At 61.3% G+C, this 12,185-nt stretch carries 12 protein-coding genes; 3 read left to right on the top strand and 9 right to left on the bottom strand.

Features of this window, described 5'->3' with window-relative positions; translation table 11 throughout:
* The 3 genes from ACPYOJ_RS32040 to rplS form a co-directional block, all read right to left on the bottom strand.
* Positions 1-703 (bottom strand): amino acid ABC transporter permease (locus tag ACPYOJ_RS32040; protein WP_481419848.1); only part of this gene is annotated, 703 nt, incomplete at its 3' end.
* Positions 704-719: 16 nt separating this feature from the next.
* Positions 720-1,517: a transporter substrate-binding domain-containing protein gene (locus tag ACPYOJ_RS32035; RefSeq protein ID WP_481419847.1), complete on the bottom strand. Its 798-nt coding sequence runs from the start codon at positions 1,515-1,517 to the stop codon at positions 720-722.
* A gap of 148 nt (positions 1,518-1,665) precedes the next feature.
* Positions 1,666-2,202 carry a 50S ribosomal protein L19 gene (gene rplS, locus ACPYOJ_RS32030; protein WP_168831714.1) on the bottom strand — a complete coding sequence of 179 codons (537 nt, stop codon included), beginning with the start codon at positions 2,200-2,202 and terminating at the stop codon, positions 1,666-1,668.
* A gap of 346 nt (positions 2,203-2,548) precedes the next feature.
* Here rplS and ACPYOJ_RS32025 point away from each other — a divergent pair, with 346 nt between their 5' ends.
* The gene (locus tag ACPYOJ_RS32025; protein WP_481419846.1) at positions 2,549-4,003 is read left to right on the top strand and encodes an NCS1 family nucleobase:cation symporter-1; all 1,455 of its coding nucleotides are present in this window, start codon (positions 2,549-2,551) and stop codon (positions 4,001-4,003) included.
* Positions 4,004-4,036: 33 nt separating this feature from the next.
* On the opposite strand, the gene trmD is transcribed toward ACPYOJ_RS32025, so the two are convergent.
* From trmD to ffh, 5 genes are all read right to left on the bottom strand, one after another.
* Positions 4,037-4,717: a tRNA (guanosine(37)-N1)-methyltransferase TrmD gene (trmD, locus tag ACPYOJ_RS32020; RefSeq protein ID WP_481419845.1), complete on the bottom strand. Its 681-nt coding sequence runs from the start codon at positions 4,715-4,717 to the stop codon at positions 4,037-4,039.
* A gap of 4 nt (positions 4,718-4,721) precedes the next feature.
* A complete protein-coding gene (gene rimM, locus ACPYOJ_RS32015; RefSeq protein ID WP_168831711.1) occupies positions 4,722-5,291 on the bottom strand; it encodes a ribosome maturation factor RimM in 570 nt (189 codons plus the stop codon).
* A gap of 118 nt (positions 5,292-5,409) precedes the next feature.
* Positions 5,410-5,778: a 30S ribosomal protein S16 gene (gene rpsP, locus ACPYOJ_RS32010; RefSeq protein WP_168831710.1), complete on the bottom strand. Its 369-nt coding sequence runs from the start codon at positions 5,776-5,778 to the stop codon at positions 5,410-5,412.
* Between the two features lie 48 nt (positions 5,779-5,826).
* Positions 5,827-6,147: a chorismate mutase gene (locus ACPYOJ_RS32005; protein WP_168831709.1), complete on the bottom strand. Its 321-nt coding sequence runs from the start codon at positions 6,145-6,147 to the stop codon at positions 5,827-5,829.
* A gap of 16 nt (positions 6,148-6,163) precedes the next feature.
* Positions 6,164-7,744: a signal recognition particle protein gene (ffh, locus tag ACPYOJ_RS32000; RefSeq protein WP_481419844.1), complete on the bottom strand. Its 1,581-nt coding sequence runs from the start codon at positions 7,742-7,744 to the stop codon at positions 6,164-6,166.
* Between the two features lie 317 nt (positions 7,745-8,061).
* On the opposite strand from ffh, the gene ACPYOJ_RS31995 reads away from it, so the two are divergent.
* Positions 8,062-9,066 carry an MBL fold metallo-hydrolase gene (locus ACPYOJ_RS31995; protein ID WP_481419843.1) on the top strand — a complete coding sequence of 335 codons (1,005 nt, stop codon included), beginning with the start codon at positions 8,062-8,064 and terminating at the stop codon, positions 9,064-9,066.
* Here ACPYOJ_RS31995 and ACPYOJ_RS31990 read toward each other — a convergent pair whose 3' ends face one another.
* Positions 9,067-11,025, bottom strand: coding sequence for an elongation factor G (locus ACPYOJ_RS31990; RefSeq protein ID WP_481419842.1), 1,959 nt, complete (start codon positions 11,023-11,025; stop codon positions 9,067-9,069).
* 222 nt (positions 11,026-11,247) lie between these two features.
* On the opposite strand from ACPYOJ_RS31990, the gene dapF reads away from it, so the two are divergent.
* Positions 11,248-12,153: a diaminopimelate epimerase gene (dapF, locus tag ACPYOJ_RS31985; protein WP_481419841.1), complete on the top strand. Its 906-nt coding sequence runs from the start codon at positions 11,248-11,250 to the stop codon at positions 12,151-12,153.
* The last annotated feature ends 32 nt before the right edge of the window (positions 12,154-12,185 follow it).

Below are 12,185 nucleotides of genomic sequence, written 5' to 3'. Positions count from 1 at the left end.
AACCGGAAGCATAGACCTTGCCCATCTGCGTGATGTCGGACACGCCGAGAACCGAGACGAGGGAGCTGTCCTTGACCATGGACACGAAATCGTTGGACAGCGGCGGGAAGACGACGCGGATCGCCTGCGGAAAGACGACGAGCCGGAAACGGTGATAGCGCGACAGACCGAGCGCCTTGGCGGCTTCGATCAGGCCGGGATCGACGGACTGAATGCCGGCGCGGAAGATTTCGGCGATGAAGGACGAATAACCGATCATCAGCGCGATGATCGCGCGCCAGATCAGCGGAAGATCGCGCACGAGGATCGGTTCGGCCAAACCGGCTTTTACAAGCGGCGTGATCAGGAAATTACAGGCGGCGACAATGCCCGGCGCGCCGACGAAGGCGACATAGAAGAGCAGCACCAGCATCGGGATGCCGCGGATGATCTCGATATAGAAGCGTGCCGTCTGTCGCAGGAGAAGGCTATCCGAAAGCCCGAGCAGGGCGATGCCAAGACCAAGCAAGGTCGCGAGCGCAAAAGCCACCAGTGTCACGAAGATGGTGATCCATACGCCGTTGACGACGGTCCGGAAGACCTGCGCATAGATGCCGTTGATGACGATCACGACGGCCAGGATGACGCCGAGCGCGGCAAGGGCGACCAGCCACCAGGGATAGTCGCCCTTGAGATTTCCGGCAGGAGAGGGCTGCAGCGCCATCAGAGGCTTGCCCGCGTCATTCGCCCATCTTGTAGTCGAGGAACCATTTCTTGTTCAGGGCATCCAATGTGCCATCGGCCTTGAGTGTAGCGATTACGGCGTTGACCGGGGCAACCAGATCGGAGCCTTTCGGGAAGATGAAGCCGAAATCTTCGGTGCCCAGCGGGCCGCCGATAACTTTCAGGCCACCGTTCGAGGCATCCACGTAGCCCTTTGCAGCAACGCCATCCGTCAGCACGAGATCGACGTCGCCGGTCTTTAGGGCTTGAACCGTGGCGCCGAAGGTTTCGAAAAGCTTGACGCGCGGGTTCTGCTCGTTGCCGTCCAGAATCTCATAGACGGCCGTATAGAAGGGCGAGGTGCCCGGCTGCGCGCCGATGAGGCCATCCTTGAATTCGCCGAAGGTCTTGGCATCCGTGAAGCGGTTTTCATCGCCACGCACCAGCATGAATTGCTGCGAGCGCATGTAGGGATCGGAGAAATCCACCTTCTGCTTGCGGTCGTCCTTGATGGTGATGCCGGTCATGCCGATGTTGTACTGATTGTCGGACACGGCCTGTATCATCGCGTCCCAGCTGGTGTTCTGGTACTCGACCTTGAAGTTCAGCCGTTTGGCAATCTCGTTCATCGCGTCATATTCCCAGCCGATCTGCTTGCCTGTCTTCGGATCGACGAATTGCAGCGGCGGATAGGCGTTCTCCGTGACGACGACCACCGTTCTGCCTCCGAGGTCCGGCAGACCCGCCGCAAACGCTGCAAGCGGCGAAAGAACGAGAGCGGCGATGCCTGCAAGAACAGTTCGGCGGAACGGCATGAAAGTTCTCCGGTGAAATGCGTTTCGTCGAAAATTGTCATAGTTGCAAAGGCGATGGCAAGAGCATTGCAAGGTGTGGCCGGGGCAAAAACAGAAAAGGCGGTCCGAAGACCGCCTTTTCATGCAAGAATTTTGCGTTGCGCAGAACTTATTCTGCTGCCGGCTCCGCAGCGGCTGCCGCTTCTGCAGCTGCCTTTGCTTCTGCGGCTTCGGCTGCTGCCTTTTCGGCTGCGAGAGCCTGAGCGGCTGCAACCTTTTCAGCTTCGATACGTGCCTTTTCCTCGGCAACGGCCTGACGCTCTGCGTCGTTGAGCTTGCGGGCGCGGGTGCCGGTGTTTTCGACGATACGGGCAGACTTGCCGCGACGGTCGCGCAGGTAGTAGAGCTTCGCGCGACGGACCTTACCGCGGCGAACGACTTCTACGCTTTCGATCATCGGGGAATAGATCGGAAATACGCGCTCGACGCCTTCGCCGTAGGAGATCTTGCGGACGGTGAAGTTTTCCTGCAGGCCGCCGCCGGAGCGGGCGATGCAGACGCCTTCATAAGCCTGGACACGGGTACGGGTGCCTTCCGTGACCTTCACGTTGACGCGGAGCGTGTCGCCCGGGGAGAATTCGGGAAGGGTGCGCTTGGCCTCGATCTTGGCGGCCTGTTCGGCCTCGAGCTGCTGAATGATGTTCATCGTCTTAACCTTTGGTTCTTCTGAAACAGCCAGAGCGCTCGACAGGTGATCCTTTGGGACTTGCCTCGGGATTTTGCCCTTCGCGGGCGGGAGCGGATTCGCCATTCTTTGTTGCTGGTCGACAGGGCTAGCCCCATTTCCGCGTGCGCCAATACACGAAAGCGGTAGGCTTGTCACCCCTTGCCGGGAAAAAATGGCACCGAAGCGCCTTGCCGGCGAGGCGATATCGATCAATGCTGAATTATTAAGCGCATTCGCGCTGCGATTAAATATTTGTCAAATCCCCATTCCTGCGGCACATTCGCCACGGGCCTCGATTTGCCCAGGGGAACTTAGAGGGGTAATCATGACAATAACGAATCCGTCTGCCTCGCTCCACAATGAAGATCTTGCGCCGGCAGAAGAAAGAAAGTGGGGAGCTTTCAGCATCTTCAACGTCTGGACATCGGACGTTCATAGCCTTTGGGGCTATTATCTAGCCGCCAGCCTTTTTCTACTGTGCGGCAGCTTCATCAACTTCGTGATCGCCATCGGCATCGGGTCGCTGGTGATCTTCTTCCTAATGAGCCTGGTCGGCAATGCCGGCGTCAAGACGGGCGTTCCGTTTCCGGTACTGGCGCGAGCCTCGTTCGGCACTTTCGGGGCAAACGTGCCGGCGCTGGTGCGCGCCGTGGTCGCCTGCTTCTGGTACGGCGCCCAGACGGCGGCCGCATCCGGCGCGATCGTCGCCCTTCTCGTCCGTAACGAGAACATGCTGGCGTTCCACCAGAACAGCCACATGCTCGGCCATTCGACCCTCGAAGTTATCTGCTATGTCGTCGTGTGGGCCTTGCAGTTGCTCATCATCCAGCGCGGAATGGAGACGGTGCGCAAGTTCCAGGATCTGGCCGGTCCGGCCGTCTGGATCATGATGCTCATCCTCGCCGTTTATCTCGTGGTGAAGGCAGGCACCTTCTCCTTCGGTAGCGAAATCCCGCGCGACGTGCTGCTGGAGAAAACGAAGGATGCTGGGGTTCCCGGCGAGCCCGGTTCCTTCCCGGCGCTTGCGGCCGTCGCCGCCACCTGGATCACCTATTTTGCGGCGCTTTACCTGAACTTCTGCGACTTCTCCCGCTACGCCAAGGACACCAAAACCTTGCGCAAGGGCAATCTCTGGGGCCTGCCGATCAATCTGCTGGCCTTCTGCCTTGTGGCAGGCGTGACGACCACGGCGGCGTTCATCGTCTATGGCGAGGTGCTGCTGCATCCGGAAGCGATCTCGGCGAAGTTCGACAGCTGGTTTCTGGCCTTGCTTGCGGCCCTCACCTTTGCCGTCGCAACGCTCGGCATCAACGTGGTCGCAAACTTCGTCTCGCCGGCGTTTGATTTCTCGAACGTCTTCCCGCGCCAGATCAGCTTCAAGCGGGGCGGCTACATCGCCGCACTGATTGCGCTGGTGCTCTATCCGTTCGCGCCGTGGGAGACGGGGGCGGCACATTTCGTCAATTTCATCGGTTCGACGATGGGCCCGATCTTCGGGGTCATGATGGTGGACTACTATCTGATCAGGAAGGGCGAGCTGAACGTGGCGGCGCTCTATCAGGAAGACGGCGAATTCCGCTTCCAGGGCGGCTGGCATACGAATGCCTTCATCGCTTTCGTGATCGGCGCGCTGTTTTCGTCGATCCTGCCGACCTTCACGTCGATTCTGCCGGAATGGTGGGGAACCTACGGCTGGTTTTTCGGCGTCGGCATCGGTGGCGTGGTCTATTATGTGCTGCGCATGAGCGCACGCGGCTCTGCTGTCGGCGCCGCTACCTGACCGATAATGCGCGCCCGGTTTCGGCCGGGCGTCCTATTCTTCCAGAAGGTCGGGTCGCCGTTGCTTCGTCAGGGCGACGGCCTGTTCATGGCGCCACTTTTCGATGGCGCCATGATTGCCCGAAGTGAGGATTGCCGGAATTTCACGGCCCTCCCATGCCTGCGGGCGCGTATAGTGCGGATGCTCGAGCAGGCCGCCTTCGAAACTCTCATGCAGACCAGACAGATCGTTGCCCATCACGCCGGGCAGGATACGTACGATCGCGTCGAGAACGATCAGGGCTGCGGGCTCGCCACCGGAAAGCACATAATCGCCGATCGAAACCTCTTCGAGATCGCGCGCCTCGATCACCCGCTGGTCGACGCCTTCGAAGCGGCCGCAGACGATGATGACGCCTTCACCCGCCGCAAGCTCACGCACGCGCTCTTGCGTCAGCGGCTTGCCGCGCGGGCTCATCAGGAGCTTGGGGCGGTTGCCGGCTTCCGAGACGCTGTCGATCGCACGTGCCAGCACATCGGGTTTCAGCACCATGCCCGCGCCGCCGCCGGCCGGCGTGTCGTCGACCGTGCGGTGTTTATCCGTCGCAAAATCGCGGATCTGAACGGTATCCACAGACCACTGCCCGCGCTCGATTGCCTTGCCGGCCAGCGAGACGCCGAGATGTCCCGGAAACATCTCCGGGTAAAGGGTGAGCACGGTCGCCCGGAAAGCCATGGCGTTACTTCTTTTTCTTTGGCTTGCCGGAGGCGAGCCCCGATATGTCTTCCGGATCTTCGACGAGGCCCGCGGCCAGCGGATCGATCAGGATCGTGCCGCCTTCGAGATCGATTTCGAGAACCGAAGCTTCGGAGAAGGGGATGAGGACGGGCCGTTTGCCAGGGCCTTTCAGCTCCAGCAGGTCGCCCGCACCGAAGTCGAAAACGCCCGTAATGGTGCCGTAGCTGACGCCTTTGTCGTCCAAAGCTTCCAGCCCTTCGAGATCGGCGTAGAAGAATTCATCTTCCTCCAGCTCGTCGTCGGGTAGATTGTCGCGCTCGATGTAAAGTTCCAGGCCGTTGAGCGCCTCGGCAGCATTGCGATCGTTGATGCCACGGAAACGAACGACGACGACATTCTTCATCTCGCGGATTTCGAGGATCTCGAAGCTCCGTCCGTCCATGCTGTGGAGATGGCCATAATCGCCGAGCGCCGTGGGGTCGGCGGTATAAGCCTTGGCACGCACTTCGCCCCGGATGCCCTGCGCACCGCCAATCGTCGCCATCAGCACGGGGTTTTCAAGCTTTGTCATGGGACCCTTCATGTGAAGCCGGAAATCTGGCTTCTCATAAACGAAGTCCGCCAGAATGAAAACGAAAACGGGCGGCATGTCGCCATGCCGCCCGTCCGATCAGGATATGATCCCGAAATTATTCTGCGGAAGCTGCAGCTTCGGCGGCGTCAGCAGCCTTCTGAGCCTTTTCAGCAGCGCGCTCCTGAGCCTTCTTGCCCGGCTTTGCCTTTTCCGGATTGTTCTTGGAGTCGCGCTTTGCGAGGCCGGCTTCGTTGAGGAAGCGCAGAACGCGGTCGGTCGGCTGTGCGCCCTGCTCAAGCCAATGCTTGATGCGGTCGTTGTCGAGCTTGATGCGAGCGTCGTTGTCCTTGGCGAGCATCGGGTTCCAGGAGCCGAGGGTTTCCAGGAAACGGCCGTCGCGCGGCGAACGGGCGTCGGCGAGAACGATGTGGTAGTACGGGCGCTTCTTGGAGCCACCGCGGGCGAGACGAATTTTCAGTGCCATTCATTTACTCCTTAGGCTTTTCTTGACCGCTTCGTGGGGCGGTATGGTTCATTTTGCTGCAGCGCTCTGTTCAGCGTGATCCGCAGCGATCTGCTCATGATGCCGGATGACTTCCTTAATGACGAAGTTCAGAAACTTCTCGGCGAAATCCGGATCCAGATGCGCGTCTTCGGCAAGCTGCCGAAGACGGGCGATCTGGTATTCTTCGCGCGCCGGATCAGCCGGCGGCAGCTTGTATTTGGCCTTCAGTACGCCGACCTCTTTGGTGCAGCGGAAACGTTCGGCCAGAATGTGAACGAGCGCGGCGTCGATATTGTCGATCGACTGGCGATAGCTCGAAAGCTGGGCTTTGACTTCTGGATCAATCATGGGACAGGCGATCCTTTCACTTCTTCTTCGGCAATCCGGGCAAGCCCGGGAAACCACCGCCGAGGCCCGGCAGCTTCGCGCCGCCAAGGCCCGGTAACCCCCCCGGCATACCACCGAGACCGGGCATGCCCCCGCCCGGCTTTCCAAGACCCGCAGCCTCAGCCCGCTTCTGAAGCGCTTCGAGCTGCTTCGGGTCGATATTCGAAAGATCGGGCATGCCGCCCATGCCGCCGGGGCCACCCAGGCCCATCTTGCCGGCAAGGCCGCCCATCAGCTGCTTCATCATGCCGCCTTTGCCCTTGCCGCCCATCATCTTCATCATGTCCGCCATCTGGCGGTGCATCTTGAGAAGCTTGTTGATGTCGGAGGCGTCAGTGCCGGAGCCGGCGGCGATGCGCTTTTTGCGAGAATGCTTGAGCAGGTCCGGATTGGCGCGCTCGGCCTTGGTCATGGAGGAGATGATGGCGAGCTGGCGGCCGAACAGGCTGTCGTTCAAGCCGGCCGAGGCCATCTTGTCCTTCATGCCGGCCATACCGGGCATCATGCTCATGATGCCGCCCATGCCGCCCATCTTCTGCATCTGGCGCAGCTGGTCGGCGAGGTCGTTCAGGTCGAACTTGCCCTTGGCCATCTTGGCGGCCATGGCGGCCGCCTTTTCAGCATCGATGTTTTCGGCGGCGCGCTCGACGAGCGAAACGATGTCGCCCATGCCGAGGATGCGATCGGCGATGCGGCGGGGATGGAATTCTTCGAGCTCGCCCATCCGCTCGCCGACGCCGATCAGCTTGATCGGCTTGCCTGTCACGGCGCGCATCGAAAGAGCGGCGCCGCCGCGTCCATCGCCATCCATGCGGGTGAGCACCAGGCCGGTGATGCCGACGCGCTCGTCGAAATTACGCGCCAGATTGACGGCGTCCTGACCGGTCAGCGAGTCGGCGACCAGGAGGATTTCATGCGGGTTCGACTTCTTCTTGATGTCGGCCATTTCGACCATCAAGGGCTCGTCGATATGCGTGCGGCCGGCGGTGTCGAGGATGACGACGTCATGGCCGCCGAGTTTCGCGGCCTGCACCGCGCGCGCGGCGATATCGGTCGGCGACTGGCCTGATATCACGGGCAGCGTGTCGACATTGGTCTGCACGCCGAGCTGGCGCAGCTGCTCCTGGGCGGCCGGGCGTCGCGTATCGAGCGACGCCATCAGCACCTTCTTCTTCTCGCGGTCGGTGAGCCGCTTTGCGATCTTCGCCGTCGTCGTCGTCTTACCGGAGCCCTGCAGGCCGACCATCATGATGACAACCGGGGCAACCGCATGAAGGTCGACGCCCACGCCTTCACCGCCGAGCATCTCGATCAGCTCGTCATGGACGATCTTGACGACCATCTGACCGGGTTTGATCGACTTCAGGATCTCGGCGCCGACGGCCTTTTCGCGCACACGGTCGGTAAAGTGGCGCACGACATCGAGAGCGACGTCAGCCTCCAGCAACGCACGGCGAACCTCGCGCAGCGCTGCGGAAACATCGGCTTCCGAAAGCGCGCCACGGCCTGTCAGTCCATTCAGGATGGATCCAAGACGGTCCTGGAGGTTTTCAAACATCGGCTCTTCCTTGATACGTTTCGGGCGGGTGGAATATGCCCGGAAACGTCGTGCTTTTCCTTGACGAAAACAAGACGCAAAGCCAAAAAGCACCCGAGGGCGCATCGCGCTGTCGGGTGTGGACCTCCGGGATCTCTTTATACCTTTGCGGGTCCCGGTCGGTGGCTCGAGGCTTGTGCTCGTCGCAGATTGAGCGGCGGTAAACAGGAAAACGCGGCTGGTGTCAAGGGAAAGCCCTAGAAAAGACCGCGCCCTGGACTTTCAAAAGCACGCGCGCGAACCCAGATCCTTCTTCCATTCAAATGGAACGCTTCCGCATGCCCAATGCCAAAAGACCCAATCCTTACTATCAAGGCCCCGCCTCCGATCACTTCGACGGTACGCAATTCTTCAATCCGGATGGCATCGAGCCTCTTGGCTTCCGCGATTTGCTGCGATGGCAGTTCGGCGGTCGCCGTGACCAATGGCCGAGGTCGGTTCCAAGTCCGTTCGCCCCGGCCAAACCGGACCTGCGCGTGGAAGGTGACGATCTGCGGGTGACCATGGTCGGCCATGCGACGATGCTGATCCAGGTCGCGGGCGTCAATATCCTCACCGATCCGGTTTGGTCGGAGCGCGCCAGCCCCTTCACCTTTGCCGGCCCGAAGCGCGTCGTCGCACCAGGCATCGCATTCGACGACCTGCCGCCGATCGATCTCGTGCTTGTTTCCCATAACCACTACGATCATCTCGATATCGCAACGCTCAAGCGGCTGCAGGTGAAGCATCGGCCGCATGTCGTGACCCCACTCGGCAACGATACGATCGTTCGCCGTGCCGTTCCTGACATGCAGGTGACGGCGATGGACTGGAGCGAGCGCATCTCGCTTGCCGGCATAAGCATCGATGCCGAGCCTGCGCACCATTGGTCGGCGCGCGGCACCGGCGATCGCCGGATGGCGTTATGGGCGGCCTTCGTCCTATCGACGCCGGCTGGCAAGATCTATCACATCGGAGATACCGGCTTTCACGGCGGCGCCAATTACAGTGCGGCGCAGCAGAAGCACGGTGCCTTCCGGCTTGCCGTCCTGCCCTTCGGCGCATACGAACCGCGCTGGTTCATGAAGGGGCAGCATCAGAATCCGTTGGAGGCTGTAATCGGCATGAAGTTGGCCAATGCTGCTTACGTGGCAGGGCATCACTTCGCCACGTTCCAGCTGACTGATGAGGCGATCGATGAGCCGGTCACAGCATTGAAATTAGCCATGAGCGAGCACGGCGTTTCTCCGGAGCGATTCCGGCCGCTCAGGGCAGGCGAGGTCTTCGACGTGCCGGCGGCCTGATCAGTGCGCCTGCGTTCCGGAACCGTGCGTATTGATGATCGTGTCAGCCTCCTTGCCGTAGATCTCTTCAAAATGGTCGAACGCTTTGGAGAAATATCCGATCCCTTGCGTGGCGGAGCGCAGAGCCCGCGCCAGCTCGTCGAGTGCTGCACCCGGAACCAGCGCGCGGAAGAGGTCCCATCCTTTGGCGTTCTCATCCCGATCGAAACCAAGCACCTGGCCCTTGAGCGCGGAGACGATCGCCACCATGCTGCCGGAGAAGACAGAGGGGATGTGGATCTCGACACGGGCAACCGGCTGCATCAGCACGGCAGACGCCTGCGACAAGGCTTGCCGGACGCCCATTCGGGCGGCTGCCCGGAAGGCGAAATCGGAACTGTCGACGGAGTGGTACTGGCCGTCCGTCAGCGTGACCGCCACGTCGATCACCTGAAAGCCGAGCGGCCCTTTTTCCATGGCCTCGCGGGCACCAGCCTCCACGGCCGGTATGTAGTTTCGGGGAACGGTGCCGCCCTTGACGGTCTCGTCGAAGGTGAAACCCTGCCCCCGTTCGTTGGGACGTACGATGAGCTGTACGTCTGCGAACTGTCCAGCACCACCGGTCTGCTTGCGATGACGGTAATGGACGTTGGAGGGCTTCGAGATCGTTTCCCGATAGATCGGGTTCGGAGAGCGTTCGCTCACCTCGACGCGGAAGACCTCTGAAAGGGTCTTGCATAGATCGCGCAGATGTACCGGCCCCTGCGTACAGATGAGCTGTGCGCCCGTCCCTTCTTCCTGCATCACCTTCAGGCCGCGATCGGTTTCAGCCAGCTTCGCCAGCGTCGCCGAGAGCTTGGTCTCATCGCGCTCGCTGCCCGGCACGAGGATGCGCTCGAGCATCGGCGTCGGTGGGGCCGCCCAGGCGGGCGGCTCCAGTACGTCGGCAGAGGTCAGCAGGGCGGGAGCGGGTAGATGGTCCGACTTGACGGCCATGAAAACGGCGCCACGCGCTACGCCGCCGGCAAGCGGGCGGCCGTTTCCCGCCTCCTGAACCGAGCCGAGCCCTGAGCCGCCGAGCGTCGTACCCTGTTTCAGACCGTCAGTGAGCGCACGGGCGAGGATCGTCTTTCCGATGTTTGCCCGGTAATAGGCATGAAGGCTAACGGTAGCCAATGCCGCTTCGTCGGCGCCGGCGGCGCCAGCCAGCCGGCTCTTCAGCGCTTCGACCGGCGGCGCCTCGTGGCGCAGTGCCTTCATCAATCTCGTGATGCCGTTGCTGTGAGACGCCGAACCGAACAGCACCGGAATGATCCTGTTTTCCTTGAGCGTGCGGGAGGCAATGGCAAAGAGTGCGTCGCTTGCCGGTTCGCGATCTTCGATGATTTCTTCCAGGAGCCAGTCGTCGAATTCGGAAAGCTGTTCGAGCAGTTCGGAGCGCGCTTCGTGCTCGCGTTCGGCAGCACTCGCGGGTAGTTCTATGAGGGCGGATGCCTGTCCCTCGCGATAGCGCCAGGCGCGCTCCGAAATCAGGTCACAGTGGCCGACGATCGTTTCTCCTTCGCGGATCGGCACTTGCCGGAGCACAAGCGGATGGCTCGAATAGGCCTGCAAGGAGGCGATGATGTCGCGCAGCCGCCCGCGCGGTTCGTCGATCCGGTTGACGAAGAGGATACAAGGCGTTCCCGAGGCTTCGATAGCGCGAAGATAGGGTGCCGCCAGCACGGCCTCCTCCGGCGCCGGCGACACGCAGAGTATGCAAGCGTCACTCGCCAGCAACGAATCCTGTGCAAGCGCCAGCGACTCGTTCGTGCCGGGCGTGTCCAGCGCACACCACGCTTCGCCTCCGAATTCGAATTCCGTCAAGCTCAATCCGTAAGGAGAAACGGACTTCTTCGGAGTCCCTTCGAGCGAAGCCAGCTTTGTGACGAGCGTTGACTTCCCCGTCTGCGAGGGCCCAAGTACCGTGACGCAGCGCATCGGCGATCCTCCCATGCCAAAAACACGCATTCGATCGCCAAGAATGCCTTCAACCGAGGAAAAGCGCTAGATAGTTGTGATCATTCTTAAATATGAGGCCGTCCAGCCGCCATGGAATTCTCCGGCGGCGAGGCTCCAGGGGAGAGTTTGGCATCCGCCGCACCCACTGGTAATTCCCCCGCATTTCCGTCATATACAGCCGATGACAGAGGAATGGTTCCCATGAGCGCAACGGTCGAATTCGCGAAGATGAACGGGCTTGGCAACAAGATCCTGGTCGTCGATATGCGCGGCCGTCCGGACAAGGTGACCCCGGGTGCGGCGATTGCACTCAATGCGAATCCGGACACCGCCTTCGACCAGATCATGGCGATCCATGACCCGAAGGCTCAGGGCACCGATGCCTGGATCGATATCGTGAATTCTGATGGATCAAAGGCGCAAGCCTGCGGCAACGGCACGCGCTGCGTGGTGCAGGCGCTGGCCTCCGAAACCGGCAAGAAGGTCTTCACTTTCCAGACCGTCGCCGGCATCCTCAATGCCGTCGAGCATGAGGACGGCACGATCTCCGTCGACATGGGCAAGCCCGTTTTCGACTGGGACAAGATCCCGCTTGCCGAGGAATTCCACGATACGAGCCGCATCGAGCTGCAGATCGGGCCGATCGACAACCCGGTGCTGCACTCGCCCTCGACGATGTCCATGGGCAACCCGCATGCGATCTTCTGGGTGGACAAGGACGTGATGTCCTTCGATCTCGGCCGGTTCGGCCCGCTGCTCGAGAACCATCCGATGTTTCCGGAGCGCGCCAATATCACTTTGGCGCAGGTCACCTCGCCGGAGGCGATCACCACGCGGACCTGGGAGCGCGGCGCCGGCTTGACGCTTGCCTGCGGTTCTGCCGCTTGCGCCACCGCCGTTTCGGCTGCCCGCACCGGCCGCACCGGTCGCAAGGTCGCGATTAAGGTTGCCAGCAGCCCGGGCGGCGGCTCGCTTTCCATCGAATGGCGCGAACGCGACGATCACGTCATCATGACGGGTCCGGCCGAGTGGGAATGGTCGGGGACCGTCGATCCCTCGACCGGTTCATGGTCGCGTGATCAGGCGCAGGGAGCCGAGGCGCGGTGAGCGGCGTCGAGGTGATCACCTTCGGATGCCGT

This window comes from Rhizobium sp. SVR5-9E (assembly GCF_056755095.1).
This window is presented reverse-complemented; position numbering and strand designations above follow the sequence as displayed.

Coding starts and splice junctions, on each gene's coding strand:
- rimM (WP_168831711.1), bottom strand. CDS start 5,291: ATGACAAAGCTTGAAAACCCCGTGCTGATGGCGACGATTGGCGGTGCG.
- dapF (WP_481419841.1), top strand. CDS start 11,248: ATGAGCGCAACGGTCGAATTCGCGAAGATGAACGGGCTTGGCAACAAG.
- ACPYOJ_RS32005 (WP_168831709.1), bottom strand. CDS start 6,147: ATGATTGATCCAGAAGTCAAAGCCCAGCTTTCGAGCTATCGCCAGTCG.
- ACPYOJ_RS32025 (WP_481419846.1), top strand. CDS start 2,549: ATGACAATAACGAATCCGTCTGCCTCGCTCCACAATGAAGATCTTGCG.
- ACPYOJ_RS31995 (WP_481419843.1), top strand. CDS start 8,062: ATGCCCAATGCCAAAAGACCCAATCCTTACTATCAAGGCCCCGCCTCC.
- trmD (WP_481419845.1), bottom strand. CDS start 4,717: ATGGCTTTCCGGGCGACCGTGCTCACCCTTTACCCGGAGATGTTTCCG.
- ffh (WP_481419844.1), bottom strand. CDS start 7,744: ATGTTTGAAAACCTCCAGGACCGTCTTGGATCCATCCTGAATGGACTG.
- rplS (WP_168831714.1), bottom strand. CDS start 2,202: ATGAACATCATTCAGCAGCTCGAGGCCGAACAGGCCGCCAAGATCGAG.
- ACPYOJ_RS31990 (WP_481419842.1), bottom strand. CDS start 11,025: ATGCGCTGCGTCACGGTACTTGGGCCCTCGCAGACGGGGAAGTCAACG.
- rpsP (WP_168831710.1), bottom strand. CDS start 5,778: ATGGCACTGAAAATTCGTCTCGCCCGCGGTGGCTCCAAGAAGCGCCCG.
- ACPYOJ_RS32035 (WP_481419847.1), bottom strand. CDS start 1,517: ATGCCGTTCCGCCGAACTGTTCTTGCAGGCATCGCCGCTCTCGTTCTT.